At 47.9% G+C, this 16,747-nt stretch carries 16 protein-coding genes and 1 pseudogene; 3 read left to right on the forward strand and 14 right to left on the reverse strand.

Annotation, left to right across the window (positions count from 1 at the left end; translation table 11 throughout):
* Window positions 1-121: 121 nt before the first annotated feature.
* From tnpA to NX722_RS09720, 8 genes are all read right to left on the reverse strand, one after another.
* Complete coding sequence (tnpA, locus tag NX722_RS09685) at window positions 122-553, reverse strand: IS200/IS605 family transposase (RefSeq protein ID WP_262563698.1); 432 nt, start codon at window positions 551-553, stop codon at window positions 122-124.
* Between the two features lie 423 nt (window positions 554-976).
* Window positions 977-2,743: a hypothetical protein gene (locus tag NX722_RS09690; RefSeq protein ID WP_262567813.1), complete on the reverse strand. Its 1,767-nt coding sequence runs from the start codon at window positions 2,741-2,743 to the stop codon at window positions 977-979.
* 117 nt (window positions 2,744-2,860) lie between these two features.
* The gene (locus NX722_RS09695; RefSeq protein WP_262567814.1) at window positions 2,861-3,844 is read right to left on the reverse strand and encodes a DUF3150 domain-containing protein; all 984 of its coding nucleotides are present in this window, start codon (window positions 3,842-3,844) and stop codon (window positions 2,861-2,863) included.
* Complete coding sequence (locus NX722_RS09700; RefSeq protein WP_262567815.1) at window positions 3,841-4,842, reverse strand: CbbQ/NirQ/NorQ/GpvN family protein; 1,002 nt, start codon at window positions 4,840-4,842, stop codon at window positions 3,841-3,843. The genes NX722_RS09695 and NX722_RS09700 overlap by 4 nt, the downstream gene beginning before the upstream one ends.
* A gap of 96 nt (window positions 4,843-4,938) precedes the next feature.
* Complete coding sequence (locus NX722_RS09705) at window positions 4,939-5,973, reverse strand: YqaJ viral recombinase family nuclease (RefSeq protein WP_262567816.1); 1,035 nt, start codon at window positions 5,971-5,973, stop codon at window positions 4,939-4,941.
* An 11-nt stretch (window positions 5,974-5,984) separates the two neighbouring features.
* On the reverse strand, window positions 5,985-6,959 hold the full coding sequence (locus NX722_RS09710) for a recombinase RecT (protein WP_262567817.1): 975 nt from the start codon (window positions 6,957-6,959) through the stop codon (window positions 5,985-5,987).
* Window positions 6,960-7,614: 655 nt separating this feature from the next.
* On the reverse strand, window positions 7,615-7,782 hold the full coding sequence (locus tag NX722_RS09715) for an IS1 family transposase (protein ID WP_322740973.1): 168 nt from the start codon (window positions 7,780-7,782) through the stop codon (window positions 7,615-7,617).
* Window positions 7,783-7,836: 54 nt separating this feature from the next.
* Window positions 7,837-9,228 (reverse strand): MATE family efflux transporter, encoded by a 1,392-nt coding sequence (locus tag NX722_RS09720; RefSeq protein WP_262567818.1) that lies wholly within the window; start codon window positions 9,226-9,228, stop codon window positions 7,837-7,839.
* Between the two features lie 397 nt (window positions 9,229-9,625).
* Between NX722_RS09720 and NX722_RS09725 the strand changes: the two genes are divergently transcribed.
* Window positions 9,626-9,937, forward strand: coding sequence for a hypothetical protein (locus tag NX722_RS09725; protein ID WP_262567819.1), 312 nt, complete (start codon window positions 9,626-9,628; stop codon window positions 9,935-9,937).
* Between the two features lie 161 nt (window positions 9,938-10,098).
* Here NX722_RS09725 and NX722_RS09730 read toward each other — a convergent pair whose 3' ends face one another.
* A complete protein-coding gene (locus tag NX722_RS09730) occupies window positions 10,099-10,878 on the reverse strand; it encodes an FtsZ/tubulin family protein (RefSeq protein ID WP_262567820.1) in 780 nt (259 codons plus the stop codon).
* A gap of 815 nt (window positions 10,879-11,693) precedes the next feature.
* Here NX722_RS09730 and NX722_RS09735 point away from each other — a divergent pair.
* A protein-coding gene (locus tag NX722_RS09735) for an ISNCY family transposase (protein ID WP_262563791.1) occupies window positions 11,694-13,114 on the forward strand; the annotation gives its coding sequence in 2 pieces (ribosomal slippage) (window positions 11,694-12,138 and window positions 12,138-13,114; 1,422 coding nt in all).
* Window positions 13,115-13,322: 208 nt separating this feature from the next.
* Window positions 13,323-13,682: pseudogene (locus tag NX722_RS09740) on the forward strand (transposase); the annotation flags it as partial.
* A 129-nt stretch (window positions 13,683-13,811) separates the two neighbouring features.
* Here the strand turns inward: NX722_RS09740 and NX722_RS09745 are convergent.
* From NX722_RS09745 to NX722_RS09765, 5 genes are all read right to left on the reverse strand, one after another.
* Window positions 13,812-13,982 carry a hypothetical protein gene (locus NX722_RS09745; protein WP_262567821.1) on the reverse strand — a complete coding sequence of 57 codons (171 nt, stop codon included), beginning with the start codon at window positions 13,980-13,982 and terminating at the stop codon, window positions 13,812-13,814.
* A gap of 20 nt (window positions 13,983-14,002) precedes the next feature.
* On the reverse strand, window positions 14,003-14,308 hold the full coding sequence (locus tag NX722_RS09750; protein ID WP_262567822.1) for an urease subunit beta: 306 nt from the start codon (window positions 14,306-14,308) through the stop codon (window positions 14,003-14,005).
* Between the two features lie 49 nt (window positions 14,309-14,357).
* Complete coding sequence (gene ureA, locus NX722_RS09755; protein WP_262567823.1) at window positions 14,358-14,660, reverse strand: urease subunit gamma; 303 nt, start codon at window positions 14,658-14,660, stop codon at window positions 14,358-14,360.
* 29 nt (window positions 14,661-14,689) lie between these two features.
* Window positions 14,690-15,592, reverse strand: coding sequence for an urease accessory protein UreD (locus NX722_RS09760; protein WP_262567824.1), 903 nt, complete (start codon window positions 15,590-15,592; stop codon window positions 14,690-14,692).
* A 276-nt stretch (window positions 15,593-15,868) separates the two neighbouring features.
* Window positions 15,869-16,705: an AraC family transcriptional regulator gene (locus NX722_RS09765; protein WP_262567825.1), complete on the reverse strand. Its 837-nt coding sequence runs from the start codon at window positions 16,703-16,705 to the stop codon at window positions 15,869-15,871.
* Window positions 16,706-16,747: the final 42 nt, after the last annotated feature.

Here is a 16,747-nt window from a genome sequence, read left to right on the forward strand (position 1 = left end):
CATAAGTCTGTTTCTGGAAATTACTGACATAGGAAAAACATGCTAAGTTAACTGACCTCCGGCATAGCCGGAGGCTTATCAGATTACGCCCTCTAAGGGCTTTTATTGCGCCCAAGGGCGCTTACCAGTCAAGATCATACTGATCTCTATTTCCATCATTCTTTTCTTGATCTCGGATATATGCCCGAACCACTTCTTCATCAAGTCCTACTGTTGAGACAAAGTAACCTCTTGCCCAAAAATGCTCTCCGTTAAAGTTACGCTGCTTGCCTTTGAAATTTTTCGCAATCTCTATTGCACACTTTCCTTTCAGATATCCAACGACATGAGATACCGGATATTTGGGTGGAATACTGATGCACATGTGAACATGATCAGACATCAAATGCCCTTCGAGAATTTTGCAGCCTTTCCTTCTGGCAAGCTCATGAAATATTTCTCCGAGAAACTTTCTCAAATTCCCATAGATTACCTTTCGTCTTCTCTTTGGGATAAAGACAATATGGTACTTACAATCCCAACGCGTATGAGCCAAACTCTTGTAGTCTCTCATTGGTTTTACCTTCAATTTTCTTGGTCGGAAACTGAAGGTTAGCTACTGTCGCTACGGTTAAACCTATGAGAGTCTCCCCGGCATAGCCGGGGGTTTATCAGTGTTAATTATAGTGCTTTCTGTGCTGTCTCGCGCATTGCGGTAGTGACTAGCTGAAATACAGCCTCACATCATTCGCCGCCCTGAGTTAAAGAAATGGGGTGTAGCAATTGTTCCGGAGCCGGTAAATTGTTGATTGCCGCTCACCTAATTGCGTTTAAGGGTTTCGTGCAGACAGGGCAATCGAGCGCTACGTAAATTTCAGGGGAAATGGTACAGAATAAAGCATTTCATACGCACAGAATCACCTGTTTCCGTATAAGAAAAACAGCAGATAAAAAACGCTACCCAACACTCCGATACGGAATGTGAGTAGCGTTTTTATCAGCTGATCAACCAGCTTTTTGTCAACTTAAAAAGCGATGTTTTAAGTTGACAAAGCTGATCAATCATCAGGCTCTCTGGAAACAAAGCTTTCACCAAAGGAACATTGATTCCCAGCCCGACCACATCAATCCCTGACTGCTGACAACGACTCACCAGATCGACTACCGCATCGTGATGCTCACAGTCAGGCGCTCCATCCGTAATCATCAGGATCAGGCGACGTTCCGCCTTTGCCTGACAGATTTGGTGAACCGCATGCCACAATCCGGTGGCCATGGGTGTTGAGTCGTGGCTGTCCAGAGCCGCCAGTATTTCCGCTACCTTTTGAGTAGACTCTTGGCCTGTGACGATAGGAAAGACTCGATCCTCTCTGGCACCCGGATAAGCCGATGCCGAAACAGTGACTCCGTTAATCTGCTTCAGTGCATACACCAGCGCCAGCACCGCCTCCCTTGCCAACGGCATCCTTACTGCCATGGAAGAAGAAATATCCAGCGAGATATGAACGGCGGCATTGATAGTGATGGATTCTGCCCGTTGTTTGAAAAGACGACCATCATCCAACGCTATTCTGTGCAACCGTTTGCCATCTATACGGGTACCTCGTTTTCCAGTGCGATCTCGGGTTAGCGTTTTTGCCTGAACCAGTCCGGTTAGCTGTGCGGCTAAACGGGTGGATTCTGACTGCACTTTCCAGAGCAAGTCTTTTGCAGCCTGCCTGTCTTCATCTGTTGTCACCACCGTATCCAGTCCTGGTGTTGTGGTGATGGCTGACATCCCAGAAGACTGCTCGCAACTCCATGACTCCAGCTCTCCGGCGACCGTTTCAAACAGGTCATCCGGCCAGTCCTGATCGGTAGATTCCAGAATTTGTTTCAAGCTCTCTTTTTGGAGCAACAGGTCTTCAGCCTTGTCTGAAGCATCGCCATTGTCTGAAACGCTCTGGTTACTACTTCCACACGAATGTTCAGGATTATCACCTTCTCCTTCCTCAGAATCGGATTCCTGCTCACCACCTGACACAGAATCTGTTTTATCCTCCTGATCCTGTGCTTCAGATTCCTGAGCATCGCTCTCCTGTTCTTCTGACGAATTTTCGGGTTTATCAGAACCTTCCTCACCAGAATCTTTGCTGTCAGAATTTTCATTGCTGAGATTCTGAAACAAAGCGATGATATGGTCAGCCAACGTCAGAGCTTCCCTGGTGCTGCTCAAGTCAGGAACCTGTTTTAAAAGTCCATTCAGCGAATCCAGTAACTGTTTGGGAAAACAGGCTTTCATCACTTCACGGGCTTTTATTGCTTCCTGCTTCAGAGCCTTCTGAACCAGAACTTCGTTACGCAGAATCACCAGCAAAGCGTCGTTCAGCACCTTCACAGGTGGGTCACTCTTGTCCGGCGCACTTAAGCGACCTTCAGTCACCAACTGGTGAACGACACCCGCAAGAGAAAAAGCAGCACCGGGGTATTCCCGGCTGATGGCTTTTTCAATGCGAATATCTTCCAAAAGGTTGGTCAGCCTGCGCCGCAAAGCAGAGCCTTCGTAATCCAGATAAAAATCTGTATAGCGAACATGCGCTGCTTCATGACTCAAGTAACCCCATGCCAGCTTTTCCTGCTCTGGCCGTTGCGGGTCAAAGGCGGGTAGCCAGATACTTTCACCATCGGTGCAAGCTCTGTGACCAGCGACTTCAACCCGAACACCCATTTTCCTGCCCAATGCACTGCCAACGATGGGTAGTGCTTTCTGTAAAACAGGAGCCATATCCAAATACCTCTCGATCAATATAAAAGAAGAAAGGGACATAGCACCTGCCCAAGCGGGCACTATGTCCCGCCAGGGCTTTTTATCGTAAAAGACAACGTCCTTTAAAAAGACGCTTTAGAAGTAGAAAGTGGCTGTGGTGTTTGTTTCCTCTGGCACCACGACCGGCTTCTCAATAACAGGCTCTTCCTGAAGCTTTGTGTCGTTTACCTCTGGCGATTGGGCAACCTGCGTCTTCACAAGCTTCCCTTTGCTGGAGGTATCAATAGCCGTCAGCCCTTCTGCACAACGTTCCATTTGTTCCACTGAACAGAGCAACAACACACGCTCCATCAGCTGAGTCAGCACCTCACCTTCCAGCGCACCGCTGTTGGGCAACTGCGCTAACCCGGCATCCAGCCGCTGCACTACCGGAGCAATGCCGGGATCAACAAAAGCCAGTCCGTGTAGTTTATCCCTGAGCCGAAGAATCGGGTTCAGGGCTTTACGGGTGACTTTTTCTTTTCCTCGGAATGTCTGCTCAAACAAGGCCTGAGCATCCCGACTAATTTCCTCTCTTAATGCGCTGCCGAGCTGATTGACCTGTTGGTTCAGGTTATCCGGCTGAGGCGATGCCACCACTTTGTAGGTCGTGTAACCAAACTGGAAACGCTGACCTACGTGCTGAACATCCGGTACTGCATTCCTGATCGCTTCGGCAAAATCAGGATGGGCATTCACCCACTCCTGAATATGCTGGTCGTAGCTGGTCAGAAAAGTCTGCTTTTCCTGGTTAAAGTCCTGCTGCACCTGATCCAGTTTCAGGCTTAAACCTGAAATGGATTGATCCGGCACCGCATAACCGCCCAGAAATCGCACTCCTTCTCTGGCACAAAGCCGACACGCCTGATCCCTCAGACGATGGAATGGCTTCAGCACTTCGCGCTTGCACAGTTTCTTACTGCCCAGCGACACCACTTCATCAGACGGCAGCTGTCCGCCTTTGCCCAGAACCAAATCCTCTGGTTTCAGACGACGAGCGCCTGACCAGATGGAACAGTCCAAAGCAATTACGGACATTTGATCGAGTATTTGCGTCACTGTGGTATGAGTTGTACTCATGATTCATGACCTCCTTCCCACAGTTCCCCAAACACATCACTGGCTATCTGATGAATTGCCTGCCGTTCCGCCGGTTCGACTCTGGCTGTCAGGGCTTGCTCCAGAGCGTATTCAAACACTCGGGGCGCACCCTGAAACCTCAGCGACAGCCTTGCCCAGCGCACCAGCCCACGAGTGGACAACGTAACACTGAGCTGTGACTCCCCTTCCCCTCTTCCATTGGCATCACCAGTGAACAGACGACGAACCTCGTTAGCGAGCTTCACCATCTTTTCCCTGACGATGGTTGGAAGGTCTGGCACCACCTGATCCAGAATCATTATTTCAGTGAACTCATCGGGGTAGTCCACTTCGATACAACGGAAGCGGTCTAACCAGGCCAGTGACTGTCGCAGCACACCCTGATACAAACCACTGCCATCACCTGCTCCGGCACTGTTACCCGTGGCAACAAACCGGAACCTTGGATGCACCGGAATGATTTCTCCGCCGTTCTGCGCCAATACGAGAGGTGCGCCGTCCAGCAGATCGTACAATCCGGCCAGCTCTGCGGGGTCAGCCACATCCATTTCATCCATGATAAGGATATGACCTTCTTTAACCGCAGTGCTTAGCGCCCCGTACTGAAAAGGCGTTGCACCGTTATCAAGAACTTTCTGACCCAGAAGGTCGTCCAGTTCCATTCTTCCGTGAACGGGTACCATCTGTGTAGGCCAGTGCAACCTTGCAGCCGCCTGAACCACCAGACTGGTTTTGCCGCAACCTGTCGGCCCCGTCAGGTACAAGCCATCACCTTCAGGGTTATCGAGAAACGCCAGCAACTTACGCAGCCGGTCTCTGTCAAACACATAAGGCTGAACAGTCGGTACTGCCGGATGCCCACACTCCTGAAAACCTTCGAGCAGGATGAGTTGATTCGTATCCAGGTCAAAGGTTTCATTCAGTTCATAAAAAGCAGGCTGTAAAGCCGCTGGCATAGACTGAACTTCAGTTTCCATCGTTAATTTCCTGCCACTTCGTAAAATAAAAAAAGGGCAGGAACCCTCCCCGGATGGAGAAGGTCACTGCCCCACCCGGGTTAAGTAAATGTTGAATCAGAAATAGAAGCTCTGGTGACTCACGGTTGGGTTACGGTCCAACAGCTCGTTGCCTGCTCCATTTAGTCCTGATTCACTGTCGTTCATTCCTTTGTCCAGCAGGGTCACCCTCACCTGCTCCCTGCCCTTACGGCGGAAAGCATCAAGATCAGGTAACGCCAGCTGGTGTTGCTGACACAAGGCCTCCAAAGCCTTTTGGTAGTCCACGGAACCGGCGCAATCACTGCGGCAGATTCGCAAATCATCCGACTCAGCCACCCGAAAAGCGCCCATCAACTTCTGCAACTCATGTTGCATCAGCTTCTGCTGAGACTTTCCGTGGTTTAGTTCTTCCTTTAACTCATCCAGATGTAACTGACGACGGCGATAAACCGTTGCGAGCTTGTGCCATTGCGCCTGTTCTGACAGACCTTGCGGCACAAATACATCCAGATTCGGGTCTTTGTCCGGCTCATCCCCTTTTTCCACCCGCTGCCAGAACGCTTCTGCTTCCTGCTGCAACGGTTGAATCAGGCTTTCATCCCTGTTGATACAGACCGGCAGAATCGGCATGCCTTTGTGGTAAAAGCAGAGCCAGGCTCTGGGCGCATCCGCAACCAGCATCTGAAACTGCACCTGCACCAATGCACGTCGATAGCCTTCCGCCTGATCCTTCAACGTCTTCACTTCCTCATAAACCTTCTGGCACGGTGCTTTCAGCTCTACCGGAATACCATCTTTGGTCATTCCGTCAAAGCTGGCGCGTAGCCTTGGGTTCTGCTCCCACTCACCGCAAATCGGCAAAAGAGGTGCATCACCCAAAGCCTGTTCCATCCGATTCCGGGCATCGTCTTCATCCTCAATGCCTCGCTGGACATGAGGATTAGACGACAAATCCGGCTCCTCCAGGAGCCCGGACTTCTCTGCCCAAAGCTGCGAACGTGATTTATAAGGTGATTGCCCCAAGATCACAGCAGCATCACTGGCGGTAATACCTCCACGCCGCCAGTCCAGCCACGCCTGCGACCGCTGCTCAAGATTGACCTGCTTCATCACAAATCACCTTAAGCAGCCGGTGCCGCTGAAGCTGCCTGTGCTTCATCCAGCCGGAACAGGCAGTAGTTCAGGGCATTGCCATCGTCCTTAAACCGCTCCTGGGCAAAACCCTGGGCGGCGGTGAAAGCGCCTGTCCCTTTAGCCCGATCCACAATCTGGTCGATAAACGACAACACTTGTGGTTCCAGATCGCTGGGTTCAGGTACTTCATCAGAAATTACATCCTTTTCTGGCAGTAACTCTCCTGACATTTCAGCCAACGCCTCATCCAGAACATCCGGTTCAGACGACACAGACTGTGGTTTATCCCTTTCCTTAACACTGTCTGGCTCAACAGGTTTTGATTCAGCTTCACGCAGGTCAGGTACCGGTTCACCCAGCTGGGTTTCCAATATCCGCTCTGCTTCATCCGGTTCAAATAAGCCACTAAGACCATAAGCAATTCGAATAGCTTGAATCTGACTTTTATGACGGAGCATGCGTTTAGGGCAGGTCTGCCAAGGGCCAGGGAATTTCTTTCCATTCTTTATCACAGCAGGACGGTACAGCTCATCGAGATACTCACGTACCCGAATAGCATGTGTTCGATCTTTGCGATACACCGTACACTCAGCCCAAGGATGACAAGGTTTCATATCTTCATCGAACTGAATCAGTTCGTCGGGATAGTTAAATTCAATGCCATCACTTTCGGGATTTGAGTTCATAATCAGTAACCATCCATCGACAGATATGACAGGCAACACCCCTCCCCGGCGGTCGCTTAGTCCATAAATCTGTTTGATGAATGGATTCAACCCATAACAATCTGCCACTGCCAGCAAAGACAACATCTGCTCCCGAGTAGGAACACTGCCGTTCTGCTGCCGAAACGCAGTCTGTGCCAAAGTATTCAGCAGCTCATCTTCACGAAACCCATAACGCTCTGCAAAACGAGCCACCAGATCATTAGCACCCTCATGCACACTATTAGCGGTAACCATAGAAGTTCTCCTTAAAACAAAAAGGCAGAACTTCCCTGCATGACAGAGAGGTTCTGCCATGCAGACGGCACGGATGCCGGAATTAGTACCCAAAGGGCATGAAGGCAACGCCGGAGCGGTTGCCGAGAAAGCGTACGACTCATCAGACAAGTGGTAGCTTGTCAGAGAACCTATACGTCGATAGAAAAGTCACCGAAGTGACAGGAATGAAGGGACGGTGGACACCGTAACCCTATAGAAAACCAGCTTTCGCTGTCAGCCTTCAAGCGTATCGAATGACACAGACCATTCAGCCAATCTCCGGAAAAACCACATTGCTACGAATGTCTGATCTGCCGGGTCAGCAGACACTCTAACCTGTGTGGCCGAATAACCTTTTCATCATAATCGTCACTGGCTTTACCCTGAGAGAAGAACGCCGGTTCCTGATGAGCAGGTAAAATGAGAGTTAACTATAGGACAGACGAACAGATATTCAATGCAGTTTGCTGTGCCAGTGATGCGAACTTTTCTCACCCTATATGATCAAATATCGATATACAGTTCTAAAAACTGTATATGGTACACTCAGGATTCATAAAAAGGAGGCTATTAAGCAGAGCATCATGGCTAAATCCAAACGAAAACATCCGGCATCCCAGTACTGGGTCATGAATCAAAACTGTTGATAGTACTTTCTGGAGATAAATTCGCCGATGACCTTATCATGAATATCTACTGATCGAGAGGAACAGATTGTTTTTCTCATTAGCCGCTTCAGCAATCTCTTGAGAGTCCTTCCTGTTCTGCGACCAAAGGCGTGATCAATGACTTTCGCTTTGATTCATCACCAAAAGGCGCAAGATAATGAATCAGAAACAACCTGAAAGTATATGATCTAGGTCATACCAACAGCTAACTTTTCCTGTTCCTCAACACGTTTGGGGTGGCGGGATAAAATCCAGTAACACCAGCCACATAATAATACGCCTTTAACCACAGACGACAGTGACACACTCCACCAGACACCTTCCAACCCCATTCCCGGAATACCAAAAGCACCGTAAGCCAGCAACAGTGCCACTGGAATTCTTGTGCCGGTGAAAACAATACTGATCAGCGATGGCGGCATGGTTTTACCCAGGCCATAAAAGGCGCCTGACGTGGAAATTTCCATACACATGAATATCTGACTGACCGCCAAAATAGCCAGATAAATGGCTCCCAGACGAATGGCATCAGGCTCAGGAATGAATACCGCAAAAATCTCTCGGCCAAATAACAGGAATGCCAGTGTAACTACGCCACCAATCAAAACACTGATAATTACTGTTACCCGAAACCCGGTATAAATGCGCTGCCATTTTTCTGCGCCATAATTCTGTCCGGTAAAGGTTGCCAAAGCGGTAGAAAAACCCGTGGCAGACATCCAGGAAACGGCTTCAATCTGGGCACCCACACTTTGTAAGGCGATAGGAAGCGCCCCCCATACGGAAACAACTCTGGCAATAGCAATTGAAAAAATAGCAAACAGGGCACTGTGCAAAGCAACGGGAAAACCCAGTACCATCAGCCGCTTTAACAGTTTGATCGCCGGAGTAAAAGTCTCTTTTGAACACTGGATAACCGAATACCCCAGAATAATTTTCCGATAAAACAGTAAAGCCACCAATCCCTGAGATAATACGGTTGCCAGAGCTGCGCCATTACTGCCCATGGCCGGCACAGGGCCCATGCCAAAAATAAACAACGGATCAACAATAATATTAAGCAACAGACCGGTACTGGTGATTCTGAAGGGTAACTGAGTATTCCCGGCTCCGGTAAAAATACCGGCCAACGTTGGATTTACATAATAGAGAGGCGACCCTATAGCAATAATGCGGATATAGGCGATCGCCATATCGTTAACTGACTGTTTTTCGAGATCAAAAAAACCGACCAGATAACCTGCTGTTAAATAAGTAAGTAATCCATAAGTGACTGCAGCAACCAGTGCCAGCAATATTGAGTTGGAAGCAAAGGCAGATGCCATGCCAGGATTTTCCCGGCCTATTTCCTGGGAAACCGTAATTTCAACACCGGATTTTGTAGTCAGCATCAGAGCCATACCAAACCAGGTGATAAAACTAGCGGTGCCAACAGCCGCTACTGCATCAGATCCGATCCGGCCAAGCCAGACCATATCCACCATATTGTATGTCATCTGTACAAACGACATGCCGATAATGGGAAATGCCATACGCAGCAGCGATGGTACAATAGGCCCCTGGGTCAACTTCTGGTTCATTAAACATCAGTCCATTGATTAGCTGATTTCTATTAGAAGATTTTTTGGAGAAGCGATCATAAACCAAAATAGGATTTGAATTCTATATCATTATATGCATTGAAAATCACGGTTGATTTCCAATCTTGGAAACAAAGATCACATTGTAATAATTGACCGAAGAAAACAGGAAAAAATAAGACATCCATTAAAGAGCTCAAAGTACAGATAAACCTCTCTGTTTTACTTTCATCCAACGATAAATCATTCGATGAACTCATTGAATTTGGTGTAGTCACTGGGCATTTAGGAATAAACATGCTGAAAAGTAGGTTGAGAATCTGGCAATGGAGTAAAAAGCAAAGTTGTTGAGGTAATAAGAGGGTTAAAAGAGCGAAATTTAATTCAAATAAACTAAATGAAGGAACGATCGATCGTAGTTACCCAAGGCAATATAAACAATAATCATCTTTACCTGCGTAATGTTTTGCCAATGTTCCCTTCGGGATGTATTGGAGGCTCTAACCGTAAAGAGCAGGCATCACAACTGATTACTCTGTATCTTCAGGGGGCGGATACTGTTCAGTGTGACATTGACGGTAAAAAGAAGATTTTCCGGGATCGAAAGGCTATCAGGCAGTTTCTGGGCAATAATGATATTGCGGCTCTCGATGAAGTGTTAATCAGAAAAATAGGGTTATATGAGTATCAGATTTCAAAAATACAATAATATACGCCCTGTGTTGAACAGAGTTTATTGTATAGCCGGAGCCTGATTTAATAGCCCTGCAATAAATGGACTGCCCTGAGCTGAGAAAATAGCCTTGAGTTGGTGCCAATAGACATGGTGTACATGTCTACCAACCCTATAGATCAGGGCAGTCCGGTCATTTAGCTCTTGAAAATAACCAGCGACACTTCAAACGTATCTTCGGGCAAAGAAAACGACACCATTGCGCTGCACATCACTGAAGCGTCATCCTGCGCACTCTCTCTAAGCGCATCGGTAGCCATCACATAGCCGCCGATGGTCAGTGATCCCATCTCACTGGAAATATTCATTAATATGCCGGTACTTTCTGTGCCTGCCGGATGTGATGCCTTATGAAGTGCCATGGCTTTTTTTGTGGCTTCCGATGCGCCATCCGGTCCTGACGCTTGTGCGCTTATAAGCAGCCCTTCGGAGCCCGGCGTTGCTATATGTTTGAGATCATCAACCGGCAGGTTAATCATGCCTGAGCCAACAAATGGATCAAGAATCTTGTCAACGGCGGCTTTAGAGCTTTGCTCGGTTGTTACGGTAACAACCTGGGATGGCTCCAGACCAGTGTCTGTCAAAGTCAGAGATAATTCATTCGGCAAGACCACTAAAGGGCACAGGTTATGAGCACTGAATAGCTGAATAAAGGCTTCCGGCAGTCGGTCTGCCCTGCTGTCACCAAAGACCACCATCAGCAGGTTGGTATTGGCCAGGCAGTCATCCTGTTCGAACACTGAAGGGACTTTAAAAATATTATCGGCCTGCAATGTGTAATGCTCTAAGACCGGATTCTCCGGATCATCTCTCACAACATTTTTTTGCCAAGCATCTATGTCTTTTGCTGCTTTCAGGTCTGCAGAGACAATAACGATACGGGATATTTCTTCATTCGTAGAGACTAATTCAATCATAAACGCTTACAACAGAGTCCTGTGTCAGGATATTTTGATCATAGGGTGATCAGCACTATATCAGTTCAGCAATAATGCAAGACTGCGCTGCATCAATAAAACAAATGCTCTGATCACTGTGAAGGGAGTTTGGTATTGCGACCGATATAGGCATTATGGAAAGCATTACATAAGGCTTATTTAGGAAAGCAGCGAATTATAAAAAGCTACTGCTAAAATCATCAGCAATTTCAATGAAGTGGAACTAAAATACTTTACATAATATTTCCATCATTCTGTTCATGGCCATGGTGCCACAGTCAATTGATGGAGGTTTATGTATGAGCTCCCGCCCGAACAAAGCAGTAAAATACTCACTCAATGAATTAATTTTTGACGCGCTGAGCCAGTTGCAAGTGTTCAGGTATAACCCCAGGTCGATACGCCGCTATCAGGCGGTGTGGCGAAAACTGGTCACGAGCTGTATGCCAGGGCAAATTTGGAAATGAAGCGGGCAGCTATCGAGAAAGTCAGTCCGACGCCAGCACCAAACATACCAGATTGGAAAGAAAACAAATCATTACTTCAGTGGTTGCAGCAACTGTGAAGGACACCTGGATGAACAGAAATTCTGGTTCCAACGGAGAAAGCACAGTTTTATGTAAAGCTATTTGCGTACGACTTTCCTGCTGATAAAGGGCTAATAGAGTTAACTTTACATAACTACTTGCTTTCCTAAATAGTGCCTGTCCGAAAACCCTCAAGCCCTTGAAAAACACAGCCTGAGGCCAAATATAATACTCGAAGATTTTCCCAGACAGGCTGTTTTCGAGTTTATGCGTCAAACCATTAATCCACAAATGCAGTTGGGCGAGGTTGATATCTCCGCCATCACATTCAACCCCAAGTCCAGAGATGATATTCCCCGGCTTTTGCGGGGCTTGCAGCACATATGGGTTACACCTGATCTGAGAGAGCAGGTCTTTCAAGTTCTTGAAAGTATGATTCCTGCCAGCAGTAATAATGGTCGTCCCGGTATGGATCTCTGGAACATACTGGTGTTTGGCACCCTGCGGCTGGTCACTAACTGTGATTATGACCGTCTTCAGGAGCTGGCCAATGAACACGGCACGCTACGGAAAATGCTTGGGCACGGTCCTTACTGCACGCACTCTTATCATATCCAGACATTGCAGGATAATATCAGCCTGTTCACGCCCGAAATACTGGACCAGGTAAACCAGATTGTCGTGGCAGCAGGCCATCAACTGGTTAAAAAAAAGATGAGCCGCTATATGGCCGTGCCGATTCGTTTGTAGTCAAGACCGATGTTCATTTTCCCACAGACATCAGCCTGTTAAACGATGCCTGTCGTAAGGCTATTGAGTTTGCGTCCACCCTGGCTGGCCAGTACCAGTTACCAGCGTGGCGTCAGCGGGAATACCTGAAAAAACAGCATCGAAAGCGCTATCACAAGGTGCGGAATCTGAAACATTCCGTTGCTGCCTGCGAGTTTAAACAGCGGTCACGTCAGCACGATATTGAAACGGCACACCTTGAATACATTAAGTACAGTCTCGACATTATCCGCAAGGCAGAAAGCACAGCTGCCCTGGTAGAAAAAAGCGCCCCCGATGAGTCTGCGCTGGAGAATCTCAAATACTACATTGCCCACAGTCGTCACCAGATTAATCTGATTTATCGTCGGGTGATCGAGCATCAGCAGATTCCTCACAGCGACAAGGTGTTCTCGATTTTTGAACCCCACACAGAATGGATCAGCAAGGGTAAAGCCGGAGTTCCTGTAGAGTTGGGGTTGCGGGTATGCGTACTGCAAGACCAGTTTGGCTTCACGCTGAATCACCATGTGATGCAAAAGCAGACAGACGATCAGGTTGCAGTGCCTATCGCAAAAGGAGCAAAACAACGCTTTCCCATGCTGAGCCAGGTCAGTTATGACAAAGGGTTCTGGAGCCCCGCCAACCTTGAGGAACTTGATGGCTTTCTGGAACGAACCATTCTGCCGAAGAAAGGCAGGCTTTCCGCAGAAGACAAAAAACGAGAGCACCACCTTGAGTTTACCCGGGCAAAAAGAAAGCATTCCGCCGTAGAGTCTGACATTAATGCTCTGGAAGCCAATGGCCTCGATAAATGTCCGGACAAGGGCATTGATGCCTTCAAGCGCTATGTTGCCCTTGCGGTTGTGGGTGGCAACCTGAAGCGCTTGGGCAGGATTTTACAAGAACGGGATTTTTAGCCCTACTGACAGCAGTCTTTTGCCGTCCGAAATTTGATCATGGGTGCATGAGGGTTCTGCACGTTCGTAAAATGGCAGTTTTGGCTATTTTGCAAGCACTTTGATCAAGAAGTGCCCTATAAGCGAGACTCTGATAATGCTTGCGGAGCAGTTCTACTGTTTGATGAATGTCAGTGACTCAATTTTCATAGGTTTTCTGACAGGCACTATTTATGAAGAACTCTATTGCCCCAGGGGGCAGGATGAAAACTACATAAAGCACCTGAAAAGCGACCTGTCTGGAGACAGGCTTTCAGACCAGGGGTTCCTGGCAAACCATTTGAGGATGTTTTATGCCTGTGCTGCTTATGTTCTGCACCATGAGCTGAGAACAAAAGCCCTGAAAGGAACGAAACTGGAAAATGCCCAGCCTTCTACAGTGATCGTGAAACTATGCAAGATCGCAGTAAAAGTGGTTGAATACAAAGACCGAATCAAACTTCACCTGCCCAGCAACTGCCCTTTGAAAGAGTTACTTCGATACGTGACCGAAATCTTTTACTCAATGCCACGTCTCAAGCCCGGTTAGCAGTCAGAATGACCAAGTGCCTCCGAGAAATCACCCCATTGGCAGAGAGTGAGGGGTTTTCTTTGTCCTGCCAACAGCAAATTGGTTAAAAATAGAACACGCATGAACTGCTGGAGTGATGCTGTGCGTTCAAAATGAGCTTTCAAGGCGATCCACGGTGATAGCCACAATCAGAATCATAAAAAACCGAGACTTTTGAGTGTCTGCTACATTTTTATGAAATTTTCGGGCTAAACGAACCTTGTCACCCACGGTTGGGCCATACATATCGACATACGCGCGACGATCAATTTTAGCCATTCCAACGACTCCCCGTTCTCTTATACCTTGCCCATCACATCGCCACGGAAACCGTAGACCTCTTTTTTACCGGCATACTGCACCAGCTCGACCGTACGCACCTGACCCGGCTCAAAACGAACCGCAGTACCCGCAGCGATATTCAACCGAAAGCCTTTGGTCGCTTCCCGATCAAAACGCAGCGCTAAATTGGTCTCGTAAAAGTGATAATGACTGCCAACCTGAATCGGACGATCACCGGTATTCGCCACTTTCACCTCTGCGGTTTTACGGCCAACATTAATTTCGATGTCGCTGTCAGCGCAAATAATTTCACCTGGAATCATTTCTTTTGCTTCCTGCATTCTCTGAAAACGTTATTGAAGCAGCCAACTTTCAGGCAATTGGGTTATGGACGGTGACAAGCTTCGTACCATCCGGGAACGTGGCTTCGACCATCACTTCATCCAACATGTCCGCAATACCATCCATCACATCTTCATGATTCAGAAGCTGACGCCCGGCATTCATTAAATCGACAACCGTACGGCCATCGCGGGCACCTTCCATAATAAAGGCACTGATTAACGCGATGCTTTCCGGGTAGTTGAGTTTTACTCCACGGTCTTTGCGCTTTTGTGCTAACTCAGCTGCAACAAAAATCAGCAATTTATCTTTTTCTCTGGGAGACAATTCCACGTGGTTTCTCCTTTTCTGAACTGTTTATTTTATGTACGCCAGATTCTTGGGGCACAGGCTTCTCTACCGACAACATCGGTTCGTAGTTGTTGCCATAAATGCTCAAAACAGTTGCGTACCTGCTCTGCTTTATTGCCTAAAATCCGGGCGATAAATGCATCGGGCTTTTGTGTGACAGCCACGGTTAATTGCTGATAACGGCTATTAATGCCTTCCTGCCAGGCAATAATTTTTTCGCCCAGCTCATTGGTGTCCGACATCACGTTGCGGTTAATTAAAAAAGTGCCAAACACATGGTAATTATTAAAACCCACACGGCTTTCCTGCAGCGGCGAAGAAGCAGAAAACTGCAAACGATCAGAAAACAATGGCCGTCCATCACGCCGCAACATCAGGCTTTGCATCAGCTGTCCGCGCTCAAAGAACTGTTCACTTTCGAAACGACCCAGGCAGGTAATTTCCCAGCCAAGGAACAAACCATCACCGGAGATATCAATGGTGGTGATGAGTTGGCCGTCAGCGCCATCAAACACAATATTTTCCTGGGGCAGGTATTCCAGAATGGTGCCGTCGTCGATAGTTAATGAGACATGTTGTCCCTGGGGAATGCCACTGATGTTGTTGTAGATTTTTCCGGCAGATGGCGTGGTCATTAATACATGCGCACCATCTCGGAGCACTAAATCAATCGACAGCTGGTCACCCCCTACCAAACCACCCGGCGGATGCAATAAATAGAAATGCAAACATTCCGGGCCTTCCGGAAAGAAAGGGCGCTGCACTCTTAATGGGCCAAAGTGTTCGGTTTTACCCAGACGGGTACCTCTCTGCTTTACAGAAAACTCGGCACTAAAGCGTGCCAGCCACCGTTGGGTATCTAACCCAGGATGGTCTTCGCGAGAGGCTGTTAATGGCGTTGCAGCAATATTCACAACCAAGCTCCAGCCAATTTGCACCAAGCAGGTGCATTGGTGAGCTTTTTCGCACTAAAACATGTCGGTGTTTTTGCTGTTGTTGGCTTTTGTACCAACATGACTCGTATTATTCCGATGTGATGCACTGCAACTGCCCAATAATCCAAACGTTATTGAGGTTTAAGCAAAAGAGATGCCAAATAAGCTGACACAGGGGGATTATGGCGTTCTATAGAAGAAGGTGAACAAACCACCTGGCATTATTGCCCCCCCTCAGGAACGATCAGGGATCATTTATTCTATCTCTTTTAGTGCAACCTTTTGCCACTCTTTGGGAGACCGCCCTGTTCTGCTTCTAAAAACCCGTGCCAAACCCGAAGCATTTTCATAGCCTACTTCATTGGCTACCCAACCGACCGGTTTCTCTTGCCTCAGATATTTTTTGGCAAGATCGACACGCAAAGCGGCCAGATAATCTCCCGGTGTCTGGCCGATAGTGACACGAAACTGCAACGCAAAGCGCGCCCTGGACATGGTGGCCACTTCTGCCATTTCCTGCAGGGACCAGTTTCTGGCAGGCTCTCTGTGAAGCTCATCCAGCGCTTTCGAGAGTTTGGGGTGGGTCATACCGGCAAGCAAGCCACCATTTACCTGACCGGATGCCAAAACATGACGAAGCATTTGAATAGTCAGCAGCTCGCTGATTCGATCCATCATCAACTGCCGGGCTTTTTCTTTGCCAAAAGCCTCTTCAAATAACCACTCTGCCGTATCTTTAATTCTCCTGCTTTGAGAGAGTGGAAGGCAGATCAGTGAGGGCAAAGAGTTCGCCAAAGGATTATCGGGGCCACATCCATAATAAACTTCCGCACAGACAATCTCAGCCATACCAATTAAGCCAGATTTAATGGAGTGCTCCGCAGGTCGCGGATAGAAGATCAACGTTGGCTCGGTAAATATTTGCTTCTCTCTGCCAGCTCCCTGAACGGTCATCGTCCCCCTGCGCAACAGGTGCAGATGCCCGGCCTGCTCTTCCGGTTTATCAAAAGAACTCAGGCCGCAAAGCCTTCCGGAATAGAAGACGCCTGTAGAAATAGAGTATTGGCTGAGAGCTCTGGAAAGCTGATCCATAGGCAATTCGATACGATCTGATCCAAAAAAGAGATTATTTTA

Origin of the sequence: Endozoicomonas gorgoniicola (assembly GCF_025562715.2) — a bacterium.
Taxonomy (GTDB): domain Bacteria; phylum Pseudomonadota; class Gammaproteobacteria; order Pseudomonadales; family Endozoicomonadaceae; genus Endozoicomonas_A; species Endozoicomonas_A gorgoniicola.